19 protein-coding genes are annotated in these 21,674 nt (G+C 71.1%); 8 read left to right on the top strand and 11 right to left on the bottom strand.

The features are described from left to right. Nucleotides 1-42 precede the first annotated feature (42 nt). The gene (locus AC1DVT_RS04460) at nt 43-702 is read right to left on the bottom strand and encodes an NUDIX hydrolase family protein (protein WP_457100427.1); all 660 of its coding nucleotides are present in this window, start codon (nt 700-702) and stop codon (nt 43-45) included. A gap of 104 nt (nt 703-806) precedes the next feature. Here AC1DVT_RS04460 and AC1DVT_RS04455 point away from each other — a divergent pair, with 104 nt between their 5' ends. Then, nucleotides 807-1,460 (top strand): alpha/beta hydrolase, encoded by a 654-nt coding sequence (locus AC1DVT_RS04455; RefSeq protein WP_477386854.1) that lies wholly within the window; start codon nt 807-809, stop codon nt 1,458-1,460. On the opposite strand, the gene AC1DVT_RS04450 is transcribed toward AC1DVT_RS04455, so the two are convergent. Then, complete coding sequence (locus AC1DVT_RS04450) at nt 1,452-2,555, bottom strand: heparan-alpha-glucosaminide N-acetyltransferase domain-containing protein (RefSeq protein WP_477386852.1); 1,104 nt, start codon at nt 2,553-2,555, stop codon at nt 1,452-1,454. The two genes, AC1DVT_RS04455 and AC1DVT_RS04450, sit on opposite strands and share 9 nt — an antisense overlap. 209 nt (nt 2,556-2,764) lie before the next feature. Here AC1DVT_RS04450 and AC1DVT_RS04445 point away from each other — a divergent pair, with 209 nt between their 5' ends. The 5 genes from AC1DVT_RS04445 (at nt 2,765) to AC1DVT_RS04425 (ending at nt 10,903) form a co-directional block, all read left to right on the top strand. Beyond that, the gene (locus tag AC1DVT_RS04445) at nt 2,765-4,438 is read left to right on the top strand and encodes an ABC-F family ATP-binding cassette domain-containing protein (RefSeq protein WP_477386850.1); all 1,674 of its coding nucleotides are present in this window, start codon (nt 2,765-2,767) and stop codon (nt 4,436-4,438) included. Nucleotides 4,439-4,482: 44 nt separating this feature from the next. After that, a complete protein-coding gene (locus AC1DVT_RS04440) occupies nt 4,483-4,668 on the top strand; it encodes a PspC domain-containing protein (RefSeq protein ID WP_457100423.1) in 186 nt (61 codons plus the stop codon). A gap of 52 nt (nt 4,669-4,720) precedes the next feature. Beyond that, nucleotides 4,721-9,523, top strand: a complete 4,803-nt coding sequence (locus tag AC1DVT_RS04435; protein WP_477386848.1) for an ATP-dependent helicase — start codon at nt 4,721-4,723, stop codon at nt 9,521-9,523. Continuing rightward, nucleotides 9,516-10,364, top strand: a complete 849-nt coding sequence (locus AC1DVT_RS04430; protein ID WP_477386846.1) for a DNA-formamidopyrimidine glycosylase family protein — start codon at nt 9,516-9,518, stop codon at nt 10,362-10,364. Before AC1DVT_RS04435 ends, AC1DVT_RS04430 begins: the two co-directional genes overlap by 8 nt. 131 nt (nt 10,365-10,495) lie before the next feature. Further along, complete coding sequence (locus AC1DVT_RS04425; protein WP_457100410.1) at nt 10,496-10,903, top strand: LbetaH domain-containing protein; 408 nt, start codon at nt 10,496-10,498, stop codon at nt 10,901-10,903. Nucleotides 10,904-10,911: 8 nt separating this feature from the next. Here the strand turns inward: AC1DVT_RS04425 and AC1DVT_RS04420 are convergent, their stop codons facing one another. Together AC1DVT_RS04420 and AC1DVT_RS04415 are read right to left on the bottom strand one after the other, a co-directional pair. Further along, nucleotides 10,912-11,376 (bottom strand): SRPBCC domain-containing protein, encoded by a 465-nt coding sequence (locus AC1DVT_RS04420; RefSeq protein ID WP_477386844.1) that lies wholly within the window; start codon nt 11,374-11,376, stop codon nt 10,912-10,914. Between the two features lie 51 nt (nt 11,377-11,427). Continuing rightward, entirely contained in the window at nt 11,428-11,826 is a 399-nt protein-coding gene (locus tag AC1DVT_RS04415; protein WP_457100408.1) for a DUF1304 domain-containing protein, read from the bottom strand. Nucleotides 11,827-11,862: 36 nt separating this feature from the next. On the opposite strand from AC1DVT_RS04415, the gene AC1DVT_RS04410 reads away from it, so the two are divergent. Next, nucleotides 11,863-12,624 (top strand): LysR family substrate-binding domain-containing protein, encoded by a 762-nt coding sequence (locus tag AC1DVT_RS04410; RefSeq protein ID WP_477386842.1) that lies wholly within the window; start codon nt 11,863-11,865, stop codon nt 12,622-12,624. A 201-nt stretch (nt 12,625-12,825) separates the two neighbouring features. On the opposite strand, the gene AC1DVT_RS04405 is transcribed toward AC1DVT_RS04410, so the two are convergent. From AC1DVT_RS04405 to AC1DVT_RS04390, 4 genes are all read right to left on the bottom strand, one after another. Beyond that, nucleotides 12,826-15,318, bottom strand: coding sequence for a CHAT domain-containing protein (locus AC1DVT_RS04405; RefSeq protein ID WP_477386840.1), 2,493 nt, complete (start codon nt 15,316-15,318; stop codon nt 12,826-12,828). Nucleotides 15,319-15,399: 81 nt separating this feature from the next. Then, entirely contained in the window at nt 15,400-17,244 is a 1,845-nt protein-coding gene (locus tag AC1DVT_RS04400) for a S8 family peptidase (protein ID WP_477386838.1), read from the bottom strand. Between the two features lie 63 nt (nt 17,245-17,307). Then, on the bottom strand, nt 17,308-17,778 hold the full coding sequence (locus tag AC1DVT_RS04395; RefSeq protein WP_477386836.1) for a hypothetical protein: 471 nt from the start codon (nt 17,776-17,778) through the stop codon (nt 17,308-17,310). Further along, nucleotides 17,768-18,385 carry an RNA polymerase sigma factor gene (locus tag AC1DVT_RS04390; protein ID WP_477386834.1) on the bottom strand — a complete coding sequence of 206 codons (618 nt, stop codon included), beginning with the start codon at nt 18,383-18,385 and terminating at the stop codon, nt 17,768-17,770. The genes AC1DVT_RS04395 and AC1DVT_RS04390 overlap by 11 nt, the downstream gene beginning before the upstream one ends. Nucleotides 18,386-18,544: 159 nt before the next feature. Here AC1DVT_RS04390 and AC1DVT_RS04385 point away from each other — a divergent pair, with 159 nt between their 5' ends. After that, entirely contained in the window at nt 18,545-19,288 is a 744-nt protein-coding gene (locus tag AC1DVT_RS04385) for a glutamine amidotransferase-related protein (RefSeq protein WP_457100402.1), read from the top strand. Between the two features lie 3 nt (nt 19,289-19,291). Here the strand turns inward: AC1DVT_RS04385 and AC1DVT_RS04380 are convergent, their stop codons facing one another. The 3 genes from AC1DVT_RS04380 to AC1DVT_RS04370 form a co-directional block, all read right to left on the bottom strand. Then, a complete protein-coding gene (locus tag AC1DVT_RS04380) occupies nt 19,292-20,098 on the bottom strand; it encodes a TspO/MBR family protein (RefSeq protein WP_457100401.1) in 807 nt (268 codons plus the stop codon). 55 nt (nt 20,099-20,153) lie between these two features. After that, on the bottom strand, nt 20,154-20,663 hold the full coding sequence (locus tag AC1DVT_RS04375) for a glutaminase (RefSeq protein ID WP_477386832.1): 510 nt from the start codon (nt 20,661-20,663) through the stop codon (nt 20,154-20,156). After that, the coding region (locus AC1DVT_RS04370; protein ID WP_477386830.1) for a cation:proton antiporter at nt 20,660-21,674 on the bottom strand (1,015 nt) is incomplete at its 5' end. The genes AC1DVT_RS04370 and AC1DVT_RS04375, both read right to left, overlap by 4 nt.

Raw genomic sequence — 21,674 nt, 5'->3', positions numbered from 1 at the left:
GCGCGGCCGCGGCATCCGGAATCGTCCCGATGCGGTCGAGAGTCAGCGCAGCGCGCCGACGCTCGCGAGCGCGAGGCGGATGAGCGTGCCTCGGCCGCCTTCCATCTCGGCGGCGAGGGAATCGGATGCCGCTTCCGCCGGTGGCATCCAGGTCACCTCGAGCGCGTCCTGACGCGGCTCGCACGTGCCGCTGACCGGGACGACGAAAGCCAGCGACACGGCGTGCTGCCGGTCGTCGTGGTAGGCGCTCATGCCCGGGAGCGGGAAGTACTCCGCCACGGTGAACGGCACCGGCTGCGGAGGCAGCAAGGGGAAGGCCATCGGGCCGAGGTCGTTCTCGAGGTGGCGGAACAGCGCATCGCGCACCGTCTCGCCGTAGCGGACACGCCCGCTCACGATGCTCCGGGTGATCTCGCCGAGGGGCGTCGCGCGCAGCAGAATGCCGACGTCGATCACCGCACCCACACCGTCGGTGCGCACCGGAACCGCCTCGACGTAGAGGATGGGCATCCGGCGCCTGGCCTCGGCGAGTTCGATGTCGCTGAGCCAGCCGGGGTTGGACGCGCTTGCCGGCGTCGGCGAGCCGAAGGTGCCGTCGCCGAGCGGGTGCCCCGGCCGCCCGAAGGACGCTCCGAGTCGATCACGGGGGTTGCCCTGGCCGTCTTCATCGTTCGGATCGGGATCGGGGGTTCGCACCGGCATGTCTCCTGTATACCCTTCCCTCGGCGTCGGAGCATCCTCGCGCCGCACTCCTGGACCGCGAATCCCCCTCCCAGAACGTCGGAGTGCCGGGGCATGATGGAGGCGTGCCAGCCACTCCACCTCTCGATGACGACGTCGTGCTCTGGTCGGCTCCCGTTGAGGAGCGCGCCGAACGACCCCTGCTCGTGCTGCTCCACGGCTATGGCGCCGACGAGAACGACCTGTTCGGACTCGTCCCGTACCTGCCGCCGGAGTTCGTGGTCGCCGCCGTCCGGGCGCCGCTCCCGCCGCCATGGCCCGCTCCCGGGTACTCGTGGTATCCCATCGAAGGCCTCGAAACCCGCGATGCGGCGCGCGTCACTGAGGCGGCAGCACGCTTCATCGAGTGGCTCGAAACCGTCCCCGCGCACGGCCCGATCGGGCTGGTGGGCTTCTCGCAGGGTGCGTCCATCGCGATCCAGGCCATGCGGCTGGACCCAGGCCGTTTCGCATTCCTGGTGAACCTCAGCGGATATGCCGCCCCAGGGGAACTCCCCGGCGACCCGCTCCTGGCCGAGCGCCGTCCGCCGGCCTTCTGGGGCCGCGGCACGCACGACGACGTGCTCCCCGAGGCGCTCATCGAGCACACCATCCAGTGGCTGCCCGGGCACGTCGACCTCAGCGGGCGCGTCTACCAGGGCCTCACCCACAGCGTCTCCGACGAGGAGCTGGCCGACGTGCGGGTCTTCCTCCAGAAGCGCCTCGAGAGCTCAGGCTGAGTCGCTCGCGGCAACGCGCCTGCGCCACGGCCAGCGGTAGCGCCCGGTGACCAGCCCCATGAGCAGCTCGATCGGGCCGGTGCCGACGAACCGCCACCAGACCCAGGCGACCGCCGTCGTGCCCCCCACCAAGAGGAAGAACCAGCGGTAGCCGGCGCCGTAGCCGATCCCGCTGTTCATCCACAGCGCGAGCACCGCGACGTGCAGGACGTAGAGGCTGAGGGCGAGGGACCCGAGCGCCCGCAGCGGCTGGAACACCGCCGCGACGACGCGGGCAGGGCCGGATCTTCGGATCCCGGCGAGCCCGATCACCAGGGCATATGCGAGGAAGACGAGGCCCACGTCGTGAAGGGTGTCGGGGTACGAGCCGGACGCGTAGAGGGCGGTATCGGTGAACTTCGCCAGGAGTGGACGCACGGCGTAGGCCGCGACGCCGATGCCCGCCATCCAGATCAGCAGCCGGCTGCGAGCCAGGCCGCCGCGCATCAGCAGAGCCCCCAGAAGGAAGAAGGGCAGCAGGTTCGTCAGGCGGTAGTTGTAGCCCACGACCACCCAGGCTTCGAGATACCGCACAGCGTCCGGCTGATCGAACCCGGCGCGCAGGACGGCATCGGCGGCCCAGGTGTTCAGCGGCGCACTCACGAGCGCGACCGCCGCCGCCACGATGGCGAGCGGGATCGTGGGCAGGAACAGCAGCGGCGCCCCGACGATGAGCAGCACGCCGAGGTAAGCCAGCACGACATCGACCCACGTCCCCCACGACGCCAGCCACAGTCCGAGGGCGATCAGGATGAGCCCGCGGACGATCTGCTGGACGAGCAGCACCCCCCAGGATCGCCGAGGGGTGCGGGAGGCGACGAGCTGGGCCGAGATCCCCATCGTGAGGGCGAACAGGGGTGAGGCGATGTCGTTGAGCTGACCCATCGCGAACGAGATCGGGCCCTCCTCGCCGCCCGGGAGCAGCGGATGGGCGTGCGCCACCAGCATCCCGAACAGCGCGATGCCCCGCAGCACGTCGATGACGACGATCCGCCCGAGCTGCACCCTCGGTGCGGACGCCACGCGCCTCGTCGGCACCACCAGCTCGGCAGTCATGATCCCCCACCTTATGGTCGGGCCGCGGCATCCGGTATTCTGGTCTCTCCTGTTCCCGACGTGAGGGTCCTCCCGTGACAAAGCTCGACGCATCCGCGCCCGCATCCGCGCGCTGACCCGTCGACGCTCCTCTTCCGTGAGCTGCGCCCGGCCCTGAGAAAGGGTCGAGGCATCCGGTGTCAGTGCATCTCTGACCACCAGGAGGCTTCATGCCCGCTCACTCCCTCACCCCCTCCGTCGTCCTGGATCGCGTGTCGTTCACGTGGCCGGACGGCAGCAGCGCGCTGGCCGATGTCTCCGGCGCGTTCGGCGCCGGCCGCACCGGGCTCGTCGGTCGCAACGGCGCCGGCAAGTCGACCCTGCTGCGCCTGATCGCGGGCGCCCTGTCCCCCGCGGCCGGGCACATCACGACATCGACGGATGCCGCGTATCTCCCGCAGCAGCTCACGCTCGACGTCGACCGCCCCGTCGCCGAGCTGCTCGGCGTCGCCGAGACACTCGGCGCGCTGCGCGCGATCGAGTCCGGCGACGTCGACACCCGTCACTTCGACGTCGTCGGCTCGGACTGGGACATCGAGGCGAGGGCGCACGGCGCGCTCGCCGATGCCGGCCTGTCGCCGGGCATGCTCGATCGCCGCGTGGGCGAGCTGTCCGGCGGCGAGGCGGTGCTCGCCGCGATCGCCGGGATCCGGCTGCGCGGCCCAGCGATCGCGCTGCTCGACGAGCCCACCAACAACCTCGACCGCGACGCGCGGGCGAGGCTGTACGGGATGGTCCGCGCCTGGCGCGGCACCCTCATCGTGGTGAGCCACGACACCGCCCTGCTGGAGCTCATGGACGATACCGCCGAGCTCTACGAGAACGAGTTCACCGTGTACGGCGGCCCCTACTCGCAGTGGCGCGCTTGGCTCGACGCCGAGCAGGACGCCGCCCGGCAGGCCGAGCGCACGGCCGTGCAGGCCGTGAAGCGCGAGAAGCGGGACCGCATCGAGGCCGAGGTGAAGATCGCGGTGCGCCAGGCGATGGGGAGGAAGGCGCAGTACGAGAAGCGGGTGCCGCCCATCGTCGCGGGCAACCTCAAGCGCGCGGCCGAGGTCTCGGCGGGCAGGCTGCGCACCGAGGCGCGCGGCAAGGAGTCGGCCGCCCGCACGGCCCTGGAAGCCGCCGAGCGGCGGGTGCGCGACGACGACCGCGTGCGCATCGACCTGCCCGATCCGAACGTGCCGGCCGGGCGCCGCATCGCGACGCTCGGCGACGGCGGCCGCTCCTGGACCATCCAGGGGCCGGAGCGGGTGGCCCTGGTCGGGCCCAACGGGTCGGGCAAGACCACCCTGCTCGAGGTACTGGTGAGCGGGGTGGAACATAACTCCTGCAATCCGGGGGAGGCGGACCTTGTGGTCGGCGGAATCGCGCAGACCTCCGTGGGCGTCGCTGAGGATTGCAGGAGTTACGGGACGGCAGTCCTGCACACCGACCGCGTCGGGTACCTGCCGCAGCGAGTCGACGGGCTGGATGAYGCGGCCTCGGTGCTCGAGAACGTCGCGGCCGCGGCATCCGCTGTTCCCATCCCCGAGCTGCGCAATCGGCTCGCGCGGTTCCTCATCCGGGGCGATGCCGTGGCGCGGCCGGTCGCGTCGCTGTCGGGCGGGGAGCGGTTCCGGGTGGCGCTCGCCCGCGTGCTGCTGGCCGACCCGCCACCGCAGCTGCTGGTGCTCGACGAGCCGACGAACAACCTCGACCTCGAGACGGTCGACCAGCTCGTCGACGCCCTAGCCGCCTACCGCGGGGCGGTGCTCGTGGTGAGCCACGACGAGGCGTTCCTGGCGAGACTCGGAATAGACCTCGTCCTGGAGCTCACGGCGGAAGGGCTGGCCGAGCCGTGAGGCCCGCTCTTCCGCCGGGACAGGATCAGCGGCAGGATGGGCGCATGGCCGCCCTCGTCCGTCCTCGCACCGACCGCATGATAGGCGGAGTCTGCGCCGCGATCGCGAACCGCTTCGAGATGAGCGCCACCATCGTGCGGGCCGTGATGGTGCTCGGCGTCGTCTTCTTCGGCCTGTCGATCGGGCTCTACCTGATCCTCTGGGTGCTGATCCCGCTCGACCGCCCGTAAGCAGGGTGGTCGGTCCGACCCGGATGTCGGCGACAGCGGGCAGGATGGACGGATGAGCGACGTGCTCGCGCGGTTCGGACCTGCGACGCAGGACTGGTTCCGCGGCGCGTTCCCCAGCCCCACCGACGCGCAGATCGGCGCGTGGAACGCGATCTCGCACGGCAGGCACGCGCTCGTGGTCGCACCGACCGGCTCAGGCAAGACGCTGTCGGCGTTCCTCTGGGCGATCGACCGGGTGTTCCACGAGAAGGACGCGGCGCCCGCGCGGGCCGCGGGCAGACGGCGGCGGACGGATGCCGCGGCCTCCCCCACCCGCATCCTCTACATCTCGCCGCTCAAGGCGCTCGGCGTCGACGTGGAGCGCAACCTGCGGTCGCCGCTGGTCGGGATCGGGCAGTCCGCGCGGCGCCTCGGCATCTCGGTGCCCGAGGTGACCGTCGGTGTGCGGTCCGGCGACACGACCTCGAGCGACCGGCGCAAGCTCGTCACCGCGCCCCCCGACATCCTCATCACGACCCCGGAGTCGCTCTATCTGATGCTGACCAGCCAGGCTGGGCAGACCCTGGCGGGCGTGCACACCGTGATCGTCGACGAGGTGCACGCGGTCGCGGCGACCAAGCGCGGCGCGCACCTGGCGGTCAGCCTGGAGCGCCTCGACGCGCTGCGAGAGTCACTGAACCCCGGCGGCGCCCCGGCGCAGCGGATCGGCCTGTCCGCGACCGTCCGACCGATCGACGAGGTCGCCCGCTTCCTGGGCGGATCCGCGCCGGTCGAGATCGTGGCACCCCGCTCGAGCAAGGCGTTCGACATGCGGGTGATCGTCCCCGTCGACGACATGATGAACCCGCCTCCGCCGCCGGGTTCGTACGGCGTGGAGCCGCCGGCTGAAGAAGTGCCCGCAGACGAGGACTGGTTCGCCGACGGCGGTTCGGGCGCCCGACGCCGACCGGAGGCGACCGAGATGACCGGCTCGGTGTGGCCGCACGTCGAGGAGGCGATCGTCGACCGGATCGTCAAGCACCGGTCCACGATCGTGTTCTGCAACTCGCGGCGCCTGGCCGAGCGGCTGACCGCCCGGCTGAACGAGATCTACTCCGAGCGGATGGGGTTGGACCTTCCCGACGCTTCGACAGGCTCAGCGACCGGAGGGATGCCCGCGGCGATGTTGGCCGGTCTCGATACGCAAGCTACTCGACCACCGGGGTCTGCGGAGGGCGCTGCCCCGGTGCTCGCGAAGGCGCACCACGGGTCGGTCTCGAAGGAGCAGCGCGCGCAGGTCGAGGAGGAGCTGAAGTCCGGCATCCTGCGCTGCGTCGTCGCGACGAGCAGCCTCGAACTCGGCATCGACATGGGCGCCGTCGACCTCGTCATCCAGGTGGAGGCGCCGCCGAGCGCGGCGTCGGGCCTGCAGCGGATCGGGCGGGCAGGCCACCAGGTCGGCGAAGTGAGCCGGGCGGCGCTGTTCCCGAAGCACCGCAGCGACGTGCTGCACACCGCGATCGTCACCGAGCAGATGCTGGCCGGCCGGATCGAATCCATCACGGTGCCGCAGAACCCGCTCGACATCCTGGCGCAGCAGACGGTCGCCGCGTGCGCGGTCGGACCGATCGACGTCGAAGGCTGGTACGAGACGCTCAAGCGGAGTGCCCCGTTCCGCGCGCTGCCCCGTTCGGCCTACGAGGCGACCCTCGACCTGCTCGCGGGGCGGTTCCCCTCGGACGAGTTCGCGGAGCTGCGGCCCAGGGTAATCTGGGATCGCGATCTCGGCACACTCACCGGGCGGCCCGGAGCGCAGCGGATCGCGGTGACCAGCGGCGGGACGATCCCCGACCGCGGCCTGTTCGGCGTCTTCGTCGCCGGCGAGACCGCGAACGCCCGCGTGGGCGAGCTCGACGAGGAGATGGTCTACGAGTCGCGGGTGAACGACGTCTTCACCCTCGGCACGACGAGCTGGCGGATCGTGGAGATCACCCACGACCGGGTCAATGTCGTGCCGGCATTCGGGCAGCCGGGAAAGGTGCCGTTCTGGCACGGCGACGGCCTCGGCCGGCCCGCCGAGCTGGGCGAGGCGCTCGGCGCGTTCTCGCGGGAGGTCTCGGCCGCTACCCCTGAGAAGGCCGAAGCGCGGCTGCGCGACGCGGGGCTCGACGCCAACGCGTCAGGCAACCTGCTCGCCTACCTCGCCGAGCAGCGCGAGGCCACCGGCACTCTCCCCACCGACCGCGCGCTCACGGTCGAGCGCGGCCGGGACGAGGTCGGCGACTGGCGGGTGATCTTGCATTCCCCGTACGGCATGAAGGTGCATGCGCCATGGGCGCTGGCCGTGAACGCGCGCATCCGCGAGCGACTCGGCGTCGACGGGTCGGCGGTCGCGAGCGATGACGGCATCATCGCGCGGATCCCGGATGCCACGGCCGAGCCACCCGGCGCCGAGCTGTTCGTCTTCGACCCGGCCGAGCTCGAGCAGATCGTCACCGACGAAGTGGGCGGCTCGGCGCTGTTCGCCTCCCGCTTCCGCGAGTGCGCGGCCCGGGCGCTGCTGATGCCGAGACGCAACCCGGGGCGACGGACGCCGCTGTGGCAGCAGCGCCAGCGGTCCGCGCAGCTGCTGGAGGTCGCCCGCCGGTACCCGACGTTCCCGATCATCCTCGAGACCCTCCGCGAAGTGCTGCAGGACGTCTACGACGTCCCGGCCCTGCTGCGGATCGCCGGTGCGATCGGCGAACGGCGCATCCGGCTCATCGAGACCGAGCCTGCCCAGCCCTCGCCGTTCGCGCGGGACCTCCTGTTCGGCTACGTCGGCGCCTTCATGTACGAGGGCGATTCGCCGCTCGCCGAGCGGCGCGCCGCCGCGCTCTCGGTCGACCCGGCGCTGCTTTCCGAACTCCTCGGCAAGGTCGAGATGCGCGAGCTGCTCGACCCCGCCGTCATCGCGCAGTTCGAACGCGAGGTGCAGCGCCTCGACCCCGAACGCCGCGCGCGTGGCCTCGAGGGCGTCGCCGACCTGCTCCGGATGCTGGGGCCCCTGGATGCCGGCGAGGTCGCGGTGCGCCTGCAAGCCGTGGATGAGGCCGAGCACTCCGCGACCGAGGCCGAGGCATCCGCGTTCCTCGAGGATCTCGTCGCGGCGCGCCGGGTCATCCGGGTCACGATCGCCGGGGCGCCGCGGTTCGCCGCGATCGAGGATGCGGGGCGCCTGCTCGATGCGCTCGGGGTCGCGCTGCCTGTCGGAATTCCGACAGCGTTCCTCGACCCGATCGCCGATCCCCTCGGCGACCTCGTCGCCCGGCACGCCCGCACGCACGGCCCGTTCACCGCGGCTGCGGTCGCAGACCGGCTCGGTGTGGGGATCGCCGTCGCCCGGCTCACGCTGCAGCGCCTCGAATCGCAGGGGCGGGTGACGATCGGCTTCTTCCTCTCCGACGCGGCACGAACGAGCGTTGACGGCGACGGGTACGCCACCGCGCGCGACGAGACCGAGTGGTGCGACACCGAGGTGCTCCGGCGGCTGCGCATGCGCTCGCTCGCCGCCATCCGCGGCACCGTCGAGCCGGTCTCACAGGATGCCTTCGCGCGGTTCCTCCCCACCTGGCAGCACGTGACCCGGCCGCTGGAGGGCCTGGATGGGGTCGCGGCCGTCATCGAGCAGCTCGCCGGCGTGCCGATCCCGGCGAGCGCCTGGGAGTCGCTGATCCTCCCGAGCCGGGTCGCGGACTACACCCCTGCGCTGCTCGACGAGCTCACCTCCTCGGGCGAGGTGCTCTGGTCGGGCCATGGCTCCCTTCCCGGCCGCGACGGCTGGATCGCCTTGCATCCGGCCGAGTCGGCGTCCCTCACCATGGCCGAGCTCGACGATGCGCTCGAGCCGGCCGCCGGGAGCCTCGAGGCGCAGCTGCTGGCGTCGCTCGCTCTCGGCGGCGCGTACTTCGCCGGGCAGCTCCGGCAGCTCACCGGGGCGGAGAACGAGCAGTCGGTCACCGAGGCCCTGTGGAATCTCACGTGGAGCGGGCGCGTCACGAACGACACCTTCGCCCCGGTGCGCACGCTGATCGGCGGCGGCTCCCAAGCGCATCGCACCACCCGTCGCGCACCTCGGGCCCGGCTCTACCGGGGCGCCGCGGTGCGCACGGTCGCGGCATCCGTCCCGCCTCGGCCGACCGCGGTCGGCGGACGATGGTCGCTGCTGCCGACCCCCGAGCCGGATCCGACGCTGCGCGCGACCGCGGCCGCGAGCCTGCTGCTCGACCGGTACGGCGTTGTAACTCGCGGCTCGGTGCAGTCCGAGGGGCTCCCGGGCGGCTTCGCGCAGGCCTACCGGGTGCTCGCCGGGTTCGAGGAGGCCGGCCACTGCCGCCGCGGCTACGTGATCGAGAAGCTCGGCGCGGCCCAGTTCGCGGCATCCACCACGGTCGACCGGCTGCGGGGCTTCGCGGGCGTGCCCGATCCGGCGCCGCTCACAGCCGTCACCCTGGCCGCCACGGATCCCGCGAACCCGTACGGCGCCGCGCTCGCCTGGCCCGCGCTCGAGGGCGTCGGCCATCGGCCGGGCCGCAAGGCCGGCGGACTCGTCGTGCTCGTCGACGGCGCGCTCGTGCTGTACCTCGAGCGCGGCGGCAAGTCGGCGCTTGCGTTCGACGACGACGCGCAGCGCGTCGCCGCGGCCGCCCGTGACCTCGCCGCGACCGCGCGGGCGAGGCGGCTCGACACGCTCACGATCGAGCAGGTCAACGGTGCGTTCGTCTACGGGACGGAGGTCGGCCGCGCGCTGCGCGATGCCGGGTTCGTCGAGTCGACGCGCGGACTCACCCTGCGGCGGGTGACCGCCGGCGACGAACTGCGAGCCGCCCGTGCCTGAGGGCGACACCGTCCATCGCCTCGCCCGCCGGCTGGACGCCGTGCTCGCGGGGCACGAGGTCACCAGGTTCGAGCTGCGCGTGCCGCAGGCCGCGACCGCCGACCTGCGCGGCGAGCCCATCCACAGCGTCGCCGCGCGCGGCAAGCATCTGCTGCACCGGATCGGGCCGTGGACGCTGCACTCCCACCTCAAGATGGAAGGGTCGTGGGACATCCATCGCCCCGGCGAGCGCTGGCGCGCGCCGGGGTTCAAAGCCCGCGCGATCGTCAGCACGGAGGACATCGAGACGGTCGGCTTCGACATCGCCGAGATCGAGCTCGTCCCGACCCGCGACGAGGAGCGGCTCGTCGGCTACCTCGGACCGGATCCGCTCGCCGACGACTGGGACCCCGCGGAGGCGGCGCGGCGTCTCGCCGCCGATCCGAGACCCGTCCACGTCGCAGTGCAGGACCAGCGCAGCATCGCCGGGTTCGGCAACGAATACGCCAACGAGATCCTCTTCGTGCGCGGCATCCTTCCGACCACTCCGGCGACCGAGACGGATGCCGCCGCCATCGTCGATCTCGGAGCCCGCATGATCCGCGCCAACCGCGATCGCGTCGACCGCACGTTCACGGGCGACACCCGACCCGGCCGCACGACCTGGGTGTATCGGCGCGAAGGCAGGCCCTGCCGGCGGTGCGGCACCCTGATCCGCGGCGGAGCGCTCGGAGCCGACCCGACGCGCGAGCGCATCGTCTTCTGGTGTCCCTCGTGCCAGGTGGCGCCGCCGACCGGAGCCTCGCGACGGCTGAATGCTGCCAGGGACACACCTCGCGACCCCGATCCTCACCCGAACTGAACCTCGGGGAATCCGAATTCGTGTCACCTCCGAACAACCAGTACAGGGCGAGGCCTGACCGCAGGGAATGAATCACCTGGGAGCGGCGTTATTCATGTACTCGGCCCGGTATGGTGCCGCAGGAGGGGACCGTGGGTAAGAACTACGTCGACATCGAGAACGAACGTGGCGAGACGCTGCGCTACCGCAAGCACGTCAACGGGCGGGGTCTCATCGCGAATGGAGCCCGGGTTCACCCGAGTGCCGTCGTCGAAGCGGGTGCATACGTCGAGCCCGGGGTTCAGATCGCGGCGGGTGCCCACGTCGGCCGCGGAGTGTGGGTCGAGTCGGATGCCGTGATCGGCCCGGAAGTCGAGATCGCTCCGCACGCCCACATCGGACCTGGTGCCGCGATCGGCGCGAGCGCCAAGATCGGCGTCCGCGCCTCGGTCGGCCGAGGTGCCCGCGTCGCGGTGGGTTCGCTGATCCGCGACGATGAGATCGTCGGCGACGGAGAACTCGTAGCCACCGACCGGCGGGGTCTGCGGCTCGCCGCCTGACCCGGTCTTCAGGCGCGTTCGGCGGCCTTCTTCAGCCCGTCGAGCATCGTCTGCCAGTTCGCGGTGGAGTGCTCCGCGGCCTCTTCGCTCGCGTTGCCGTCCTGAACGAGCGTGACGCGCGTGCCGGAGGTGATCGGCTCGAGATCGAACGCCAGGCGATGGTAGTTCTCCGGGCTGTCCGGCTCGCCCGAGAGTGGACTGTAGTGCGTCACCGCGAGTCGTGATGGGGCATCGATCGCGACGATCTCGCCCTTGTCCTCGAACGTCTTGCCCTCCCACTCGCCCTTCCAGACGATCGGCGATCCCACCGTGAAATCGCTGATCACCTCGGCTCCGAACATGATGTCGGGGTCGGGTCCGCGCTGCGTCAGAAGCTGCCACACGCGGTCGGGCGGGGCGTCGATGTCGGTTCGCGCGCGTGAGATGTGATCTGTYATGCCAGCACGATAGGTCGGGTCCGCGCCATGGCCCACCCGCTTGACACGCGCCCTGACGCTGTTCCGGGCGAACGGATGGCCCTCGCGTCAGGCGAAGAGGAACAGGGCGAACCCGATCAGCGGCAGCGTTCCCTGGATGAGCGCCGCCCGCAGATAGCTGCGGCCGGTCGTGAGCAGCACGAGCGCCGCGGCGACCATCGACCCCAGGGTGAACAGCGCGAGCGTCCGTCCCGCGACAGCCGCGACCGTTCCCGGATCGCCCACCAGGAACAGCACGACGCCGATGATCGCCCCGATGGCGAGGAACAGGTTGTAGAAGCCCTGGTTGTAGGCCATCGGCTTGATCGTGTCGGCCGCCGCCTGGTCGGGCACACCGAACCGCTTCCAGACTCGAGGCTGGCTCCACTGCACGCTCTCCATCACGAAGATGTAGACGTGCAGCACGGCCGCGAGGCCTCCGAAGACGGTTGCGAGGATCGTGATCATGTCCGAACGATATCGCTCCGCGGCTACGCTGGCGGAATGGCGAAATCGGGTGGTTCCCGCGGCGCGCGCGGGCGACCCCTCCGCCCGGGGCGGCCTGCCTCAGCCAAGCGACCCATCAAGCCGGCCAAGCCGGGTTCCGGGGGCAAGCCCGCCAAACCCGCCGCCCGCAAGCCCGCCGAAGCACCGGCATCCGACACCCTCCTCGTCGTGGGCCCGTTGGCGCTCGGCGTGATCCCCGGTGCGACGCCGGGCAAGTGGATCGATGCGTGGCAGGAGCGGATGCCGGGGGTCGAGCTGAGCCTGCACCCGATCTCGGTCGCCGAGCAGGACCCGGCCCTGCGAGACGGTGGGCTCGACGCCGCACTCGTGCGCCTGCCGATCGACGCGGAGGGGCTGCACGTCATCCCGCTCTACGACGAGCGGCCCGTCGTCGTGGCTGCCGCCGACTCCCATCTGATGGCCGCGGACGAGCTCGACTACGCAGACCTGGCGGGCGAGATCGTCGTCGTGCCGCGTGACGATGTGCTGCATCTGGCGGTGCCCGACGCGATCGCACCGTCCTTCGCCCCGCCGGAAGACACCGAATTGGCCATCGCGACGGTCGCTGCGGGAATCGGCGTCGTGATCGTGCCGATGTCGCTGGCGCGCCTGCATCATCGCAAAGATGTCGACTTCCGGCCGCTGCGCGACGGGCCGGTGTCGACCGTGGCGCTGGCCTGGCCTGCCGATCGGACGACGCCGGCGGTGCAGGCCTTCGTCGGCATCGTGCGCGGACGCACCCCGAACTCCTCGCGCTGAGCAGGATCGAGAGCGGGGGATGCCGCCGGCCTGAGGCCCTGCGACATCCCCCGTGGGTCCGACTCAGGAGGCTGCGTGTCCCGAACACGCCCTTGCGTTGCCTCCGGCCCCCAAAAGTGCCCGTCAGTCCCCCGATCCGGGCGGATGCGAGTCTTCACCGAACAACAGGAGCACGCCCGGGGCGTTCTGATACATCGATCTTCAGAATCCGATGCCGTGGGCCTGGAACGGCGAGACCACTCCGGTCTGCGCGGCGGCATGGGCGAGCGCGATCGCGGGCGCCTCGCCGGCAGCGAGGCCACCGTGCATGGCGCCGAGCAGTTCGCAGGCGGCGTCATCCGCCACGACGACGGACGCGGCGATCACGCAGCGCGCACCGCCGTGGAGCCAGACTCGCGCCATGCCCACCGCCTCCTCTCCCCAGCGCACGGACGATCGCCCGACCTCGCACGATGAGAGCACCACGGTCTCGGGCACCGACTCCATGAGATCGATGTCGTAGCCGAAGAGCGCGCCGTCGGCGAGCTCGAGACCCGAGAACAGGGGATTGTCGGCGGCGTGGCGTCCGTGGGCGGCGATATGCAGCACGTCGACCTGCGATGCCATGCGGGTGACGGCATCCACCGATGCGGCCTCGCCGTGGAAAGCTCTCGCGTCGGTCCAGCCGGATGCCGCTGCGCTCACCTCCTCTTCGCCTCGCGCCACACGGGGACCGACCGCGAAGCCCGCCGTCGTCGGCGCCCGGGCGCCGCGCCGACGCTCGTGCATCCACCCCGACGCCGACGACGCCACCGTCAGCGGGCGCGCACGCAGGGCGGGCAGCATCGTCCACGGGAGCCCGGAGAGCACGCCGGGGGCCGTGAGGACGATCCGCGCGGCATCGTCGAGCGACGCAGCCAGGGGAGCAACGAGAAGGGTGGACAGCACGGCGAGGCGGTCGTCTCGACTCGCCCGCACGGCCTTCGCCATCGGGCCGGAGGTCAGGGTGGCCGACACCTCGAGGTCCGCGCGAATGCCGTTGAGAGCGGCGCGGACCGCCGGCCAATCGAGGTCCGCCAACTGCACTCGATCCGGTGAGACGGCGAGCGCCGCCAGACCGCGCCCGTCGAACACGTAGGAGACGAACGCTTCGCCGTGGGTGAGCTCGCCTCGCACCTCTTCGAGACTCGCGCGACGGCGCAGCTCCCCGGCACCCGTTCCCGACCATTGCCGGTCCCGCGCGCGATCGCGCAGCAGCAGCGCCCGAGGACTGGCGAGCCAGTCGCCGTCCGGCTCGGCGGAGCGCAGCACACGCAGCTCGGAGAGGTCGGCGGCAAGTGCCGGATCCGGCGGCGGCCGGACGGGCAGGATCTGCTGGTTCACGAGTCGTGCTCGCTCCGACCAGTCGAACACCACGTCGTGGCGCCGCGACCGCACGGCGGACGAGAGGCCGGACACGGTGAGGCTCACACCGCGCATCGCCCCCGAGGCCTGCAGGTCGAGGCTGCCGGTGGCGAGCTGCGTGCGCACCAGCAGATCCAGACCCCGTGCCGCCTGGGCACGCACCTCGGCTTCTCGGGCATGCCTGGCTGCGTCGGCCGCGCGCACCTCGTAGATCAGCAGCGCCACTTCGAGCGGAGTCCGTGCTCCCACCTGCAGCCGCGGGACCGTCGTAATCGAGTTCCGCCGGATTCGCGCGAGCAGATCGGTGAGCCGAAGCGCGTCCGCTTCGAGGGTGAACCCTCCCCCGCGGAGCTCCTGCACGACGTCCTGGATCTGACGGGCGGACGGGAGCGTCCGGGGCACGCGAACAGGCTCCCCCGCCCGGTCGATTCGCCCGACGGCGAGTCGTGCCCGCAGCCGGATCGCTTCCGCGCGGACGGCCCACCCCTGGCTTCCGACGCGCTGGAACCTTCGCCGCGATGCCGCCGCGACAAGCGCCGCGTGTTCCGGGTCGTGGTTGAGCAGCGACCTCGCCAGGTGGTAATCGGCCGTAGCGCGCTCGCGCGGGGCGCGATGCCGGCCCAATGCGACCGAAACGCTCACGAGGCTGCGCTCGGCTTCCGTGACCAGTCCGGCCTCACGCAGCACCTCGGCGCGGTCGAGCTCATTGATGGCCGCCCACAGCTCGGACTCTCCGTCCAGGGGCTCCCGCACCGACTGCATCAACTGCAGAGCTGCGACGAGGTCGCCCGCGAGCATGAGGGCGTAGCCACGATTGTGCACCGCGAGATTCGCCTGCGAGGAGAGGCCCGCCTCCCGGTAGGCGGCTTCCGCCGCTGCGAGGTCGTCCATGACTTCGTCCAGCCGGCCCCGTTGCATGTCGACCACACTGCGGTTCAACCGCATGTTCGCCTGCCGCACGGGATCGTGGCTCAGCCCTCTGATACTGCGCGTGAGCCAGGTCGCGGCGTCGTCGAGCATGCCTCGCTCGAGCGCCAGCGAGCCCAGCTGACCCTGCAGCTGGGCGACGGCGTCACGCGACAGCCCGCCGCGTGCGAGAGCATCGAGGCAGAGCCGCTCACCGCCATCGACGTCGCCGAGCCGCGCGAGCACATACGCTGTCGTTCCCGCGATGCGCGCTTCGAGCTCGCCGTCCCCTGCAGCAGCGGCCTTCTCGGCCGCGGCGGACAGCGTCCGGCGCGCGTCGGGGTACCGGCCTCGATTGGCCTGCACACGACCGCGCTCGTACAGGTCCCCGGCCTCGAGCGTCACCCTGTCATGATGGCCTCGTCGGCCGGCGTGCGCCATCTCTCCCACCGGACCCGGTCGCCGCGCCAGCCGCGCGGAGACCGATCACGGCTGCGGCGGCTGGTCCATCCTCGACTGATCGAGAGTCGCGAGCGCGTCCATGGCCGCCTTCACCGCGTTCTCTTTGACGACGGCCGCCGCGGCGAGGGCGGCTTCGGGCGAGGGTGGCGCCGCGACAGGCGCCGGTGCCGACATCAGCACGGGTGCGAGTTGAGCCGCGATCGCGCCGGCCACGTAAGGTGCCGCGAACGAGGTGCCGCTCCAGATCGCGAAGCCACTCGAGTAGTCGTCAGGATCAAGGCCCTGCCGCCGGTGGGGATAGATGTCGTCCTTGGAACCCGCCTGAACGCCACCCTGGAGCTTGGGGAACGTGCTCAGAATGGAGGTGCCCGGCGCGAACGCCGACACCCAGGGACCGATGTTGCTGTAGAGCGCGACCGATGTGCGCTGAGGGTTGAGTGCTCCGATCGCCAGGTGCCGGGCCAGAGTCTCCGTCTCCGTGAGATTCAGGCTCGGCTCCCCACCCGCCCAGAGGGCCGCGGGGAACGTCGGACGATCGGTGGAGTCGTTTCCGGCCGAGCACACCACCACGCATTGCCGTCTACGGAGCCTGAGGAGCGCGTCATACAGTCGGAGACTGAATCGACCGTCCTCAGGAGTCTCGTGGTAGTAGCCCATCGAGACATTCAGCACGTCGATGTGGTGGGGGTCATCGTCGGTGCCGCTCTCCACCCACGCGGCGAGCTCTTCAACGGAATCGATCAGTTCGCTCTCGAGCACGGTGCCATTGCTGTCGGCAATGCGGATCGAGATGAGGTTGGCGTCGGGGCACAGCTGACGGACGATGCCGGCCACGAAAGTGCCGTGACCCGAGGCGTTGTCCAGATAGCCGTCCAGCGGACCTGCCTGGTCGCCGTACACCTCGGGATTCGTGCTCTCGTCCTCGATGCCGATGACCGTGCCTGCACGAGTAGGCGACGGTGGCCGACGACGCACGACGTCGCCCGCTGCTTCCGTGCCTGCGGGCAGCCAGCCTTCGAGAACTCCGCAGCCGGTGTCGACGATGGCCACGACCGGCCGCCGGGCTCCGGCTGGGAGCGGGTCGGGCTTCCGGGCGGGTTCGGCACCGATATACGACACGAGCTCCAGTCCACCGCCGCCGGGATACGCGTAGCCGACAACGCCCGAGGGATTCGTCTGAGTGTGCGGGTTCGTCTGAGTGTGCGGGTTCGTCTGAGTGTGCGGGTTGAGCCCGATGGGATCGACCAGGAGGACGTGATCGAGCCCGACGCCCCGGAGTTCGGGGACGTCTCCATCAAGGGAGGCATAGGGATCGTCCTCGCTGTCGGAATCGGCGTTGGCGCCGGCCTTCAGCCAGCTGCGATCGACGGAGCGGGCGGCGCCGCGTGCGATCCTCCGCCTCGCTTGCGAGACCTCCGAGCCGCGCTTCTTCTCCTCGTCGTCCTTGTTGAAGCCCCTCGCCTCCGCGCTGCCCGGCGCGGGGAGCGGGATGTCCTCGACCGGACCGACCTCTGCCGTCAGCAGCGCCTTGCGTCGTGCGTGCTGCAGCAGGCGCCAGGCGTCGACCGGTGGCACGGGCTCGTCGTCGCGATCCGGCTTGGGCGCCTGGATGATGCGTGCCCAGCTCAGCAGATCGCCGGAGTCCGAGCCGTCGCGGATGGTGTCGATCTCGACGTCCCACCCGAGCTCGTCGCCGGCAGACCTCAGCAGGCTTTCGGCGTCGAGCGTCTGTCCGGAGATGAGCAGGTGTCCCGGTGCATAAACCGTGTCGAACGCGCGCAACCCTGGGACGGGCTCACGCCTCGGATCGAGGAAAACGCCCCGAGGCTCATCCGCTGCTTCCCGGTCGCGCCACGTCTTGCCTGCCATCTGTCGTGCCTTTCGTTCACAGGAGGAATGACGCGGCCTGAGGGTCGCGGCATCCGATCACAATCAGAGTTCGAATTGCGGGGTCTGGAAGTCGTGCAGCTCGCCATCGGCGCCGCGCACGACGAGGCGCAGCTGCGTGAGCCCGGCGGGCACCGAGTCGAACGCGAAGCGTCCGTGCTCCCCCGCCTCGGCTGACCAATCGCGGTCGCCCTGGACGAGGCGGATGGCGAGGGTCACGGCATCCACCCAGCCGTCGACGCGGCGCGCGCCGTCTTCGGTGACGGTGACGTGCACGAGCACGTTCGTCTCGCCGTGGCTGAACTGGATCGTGGCGGTGTCGCTCTCCCCGCGCACGGCGGCGAGGGCGGACTCCTCGACGAGCGTCAGGAGCGCGTACTCGCGGGACAGATCCTCGACCGCGACCGCGGCGACCATGCGATCGACGAAGTCGGCCGGCACGGGATCCATCTCGTCCCATACCCCCCGAAGTCGCGCGAAGAGCGCCGCATCCGCGGCGAAGTCCTCAGTGTCCATCGTCGTCACCTTCCCATCCGTCGCCCTCGAGCAAGGCGCGGAGCTTGGCGAGACAGCGCTGGCGCGTCGGTCCGATGGACCCGACCGGCATCGCGAGATCCTCAGCGATCCGCGCGTAATCGGGCCGATCCTCGAACGCGACGATCCGCAGCAGGCGCTGGCATCGCTCGTTGAGCACTCCGACGGCGACCCACAGGCGACGGGACTCGTCGTCGGTCGCCGCGGTCTGCTCGGCGGATTCGTGAAGGGGGAGATGGGGCTCGAGCGACTCGGCCTCTTTCGCCTCGTCGAGGCGGTGCTGCTTTCCGACGCGCCACGCCTCGCGGCGGGCGCACATCGTGAGCCACCCCGACACAGCCTGGGGGTCGAGGATGGTCTCGTGCCGGCGCACGAGGGTCAGCCAGGTGGTCTGCACCACGTCCTGCGTCAGCGCGTGATCGAGCCCATAGGCCCGCACCACGTGCCAGAGGAGGGGAGACATGAGGCGGACCAATTCGTCCATCGCCCGGCTGTCGCCGTCGCGCCAGCGCAGGAAGAGGTCAGCGGCGTGCTGCCATCGCGTCGGCTCCGCCGCGTCGACGGATGCCTCGGCGCCCCCATGCGTCATAACGCCCATTGTGTCCACACTGAGCAGAGAGCGGTAGAGCGCTTCTGATACATGCCGCACGAACTTTTCTTCCGGGGGAATCGGCGGCGGCCCTGATTCGGGTCACGGCGGATGACGGCCGCCTCGCGCCGGCCCGCCGCGCCGCTTTAGAATCGCGCCATGACGAGCCCGCCGCTGCTGTACGTGTGCGTGCGACCACAGCAGGGTGCCGCGGCGGCGGAGTACGAGTCATTCCGCGCGGCCGCCCACCTCGACGAGTCGCGACTGGCGCAGCACGACCTCGTGCGCGAGCCGCTCCCCGACGACGTGTTCGACCGCTACAGCGGCTTCTTCGTCGGTGGGAGCCCGTTCAACGTCACCGACCCCGAGTCCACCAAGACCGTCGTGCAGCGCCGTTTGGAGCGCGACCTCGAGCGCATCGCCGAGCGTGCGGTCGCGCGCCAGACCGCGGCCCTGTTCACCTGCTACGGCATCGGCGTGGTCACCCGTTTCCTGGGCGGCCAGGTGAGCCGGGCCTTCCCCGAAGACACCGGCCCCGCTCCGGTCGAACTCACGCCGCAGGGCCGGGCAGACCCCCTCCTCGGCGGCCTCGCCAGCCGGTTCACCGCCCTCACCGCACACAAGGAGGGGTCGGCTGTCGTCCCCCCCGACGGCGTGCTGCTCGCGACGAACGACGGATGCCCCGTCCAGGCCTACCGCGTCGGCGACCGGCTCTACGCGACCCAGTTCCACCCGGAGCCGACGACCCACGCCTTCACCCGGCGCATGGCCGTCTATCGCGACGACGGCTACTTCGCGGCGAGCGAGTACGACCTGATCGCCGGCCACGTGCTCGCGGCATCCGTCACCGAACCGGTGCGACTGCTGCGGGCGTTCGCGCGGGCGTTCGGGTCGACCGCCTGAGGCTCACGCCTCGGCGTTGCGCATGTCGATTGCGCGAGCCGCGAGGGTCCCGATCACCGGCACCGCGATCACGACGATCGCCACCACGGCAGCGGTGATCCCGATCGGCTGGCTCGGGGGCTCACCGTGCAGGCGCCCGACCGCGATCCAGGCAAGGCCCCATCCCATCGCCAGGCCGGGCGTGACCCGCCATTCGCTCGCCGACGCGATCGTCACACCGATCACTCCGACCAGCACGAGCGTCGTGATGCCCCACACGTCGGCGGTCTCCGCCCACCACGATGGACCCAGCGTCGTCAGCCAGGCAGAGATGTTGGCGACGGTCGCCAGCGACACCCAGCCGAGGTGGAGCCCCGTCGCGCCGTCAATGAGGATGCTGTCGGCGAAGCCCTCGGCGGGAAAGCGGAAAGTCTGCACGAAGGTCGCACACAGGGCGATGAGGAGCACCACGATGCCGACGACGGTCAGGATGAGGTTCGCGAATTGGGCCAGGACGAGCCAGGTCCCGTTGAGCACTGCCGTGGCGGCGATCCACCACCCGACCGCGCGCTGGCGGGGACGGCTGCGCTGCGACGGCAGCGCCTGCCAGACCGCATAGGCGACCAGCAGGAGGTAGATCAGGCTCCAGATCGAGAATGCGGGTGAGGCCGGCGCGAGGTACGAGCCATCGGCCGCGAGTGCGCCGCCCTGCAGGTCCTGCACGGAGGTTCCACCCAGCGCTCCGGTTCCGACGGCCGCGGCGATCAGCATGTAGACGGTGGCCGAGATCACGACGATCTGACGGACGAGATCCTTCGCGGTGGGTTCCATCACTTCACGCTATGGAAGCCTGGCCCCGATCAGCCAGGGGTTGACATCCCGCCCGTCACGCCCCCGATGGCGGCTCGAGCAGCAGCGCGATGCGCTCGTCGAGGTAGCGTCGCAACGGCATCCAGCCGCCGGCGGMGCTCCACCGCACGCTCGGGATGCCGTCGCGCAACGCCAGGGGACCGGATGCCTCGCCCTCCGCGAGGGCGCCGGGCTGCAGCATCCGCCATCCGACGTGCACCGCCTCGCCCTCGGCGAATCCGCCGCGCCGTGCCGCGGCGGCGAGCTCGGCTCGCGTGCGCTGCGACTCGGCGGTGAACCCCCGTGGCGCCTCAGCGCGGGCGCGCACGATGTCGCCGGTCGCGTACACGGCGTCGGCGCCGATCAGCAGGACGCCCAGGTGCCACGCACCGCCGACCCGGACTATCCGGGGCGCCCGCGACATGCCGAGCACGCGGCGCGGGGTGCGCAGCTCCCCCAGCGGCTCCTGCGGCGCGGCGGCCAGCACGGCGCGGGCATCGGCGAACAAGGTCTGGAACGGCGCTTCGGATGAACTCGGGCTCGTCACGCCAGATCGTCCTCGAGCGGGAGGGCCGCCGACGTGCTGCGCTCACCGCGAACCGCCATGGCGACAAGCGGGAAGAGGAGCACCGAGAGCATGCCCGCGCCGACGAGCAGCGCCGCATTCGCCGACGAGATGATCTTCTCGTCGACCCCGATGGCCGTCACGGCGACGATGATGGGCAACGCGGTGGCGCCCAGCAGAACGATGGAAACCCGATCCCGCCCGGTCGATCCCGGTGGGGCCGCCAGCATGGACGGAAGGCCGCGCACGATCAGCAGTGCGACAAGTGCCACGGGGAGCAGAAGGAACAGGGTCGGCTGGGCGAGGAGGGCATCGAGGTCGAACGTCAGCCCGGTGTAGATGAAGAAGATCGGCACGAGGAACCCGAAGGCGACAGCCTCGACCTTGCTCTCGACCGCCGCGCGATCCGACTCTGCTGCGTCGCGCATGATGAGGCGCCAGACGATGCCGGCGGTGAAGGCGCCGAGCAGGATGTCGAGGTCGAGCACGATGCTGAGGGTGAGCAGGCCGGCGAGGATGAACAGCACTACGCGGATCGCGAACTGCCCCGAGGTGTGCAGGCTCGAGTTGACGAAGCGGTGCATCGCGCCGCGCGGCAGTTTGAAGGCGAGCCAGATGGAGAGTCCCGCGACCAGCGCGAACACCGCGAGCACGAGCGCGGAGATGTCGGGGGCCCGGCTGCCGAGGAAGATCGAGATCGCGATGAGCGGGCCGAACTCGCCCACGGCCCCGACTGCGCCCATCGCGCGGCCGAACGGGGTGCGCAGCTCGCCGGCATCGCGCAGGATCGGGAGGATCGTCCCGAGCGCCGTGGAACTGAGCGCGATGCCGATGATGACCGCCGCCTCGCCGGGAGCGATCAGCCAGCCGACCCCGATGCCGATCAGGAGGCTGAGCAGCCAGCCGATCACGGCGTTGCGGCCCATCCGGCCGCGGAACACGGTGAACTCGACCTCCGAGCCCGCGACGAAGAACAGCATCGCGAGGCCAAGC

The organism is Microbacterium sp. P2_F9, assembly GCF_056403635.1.
Note: the sequence above shows the minus strand (reverse complement) of the source record. Positions and strands in the feature narration are given on the sequence as shown.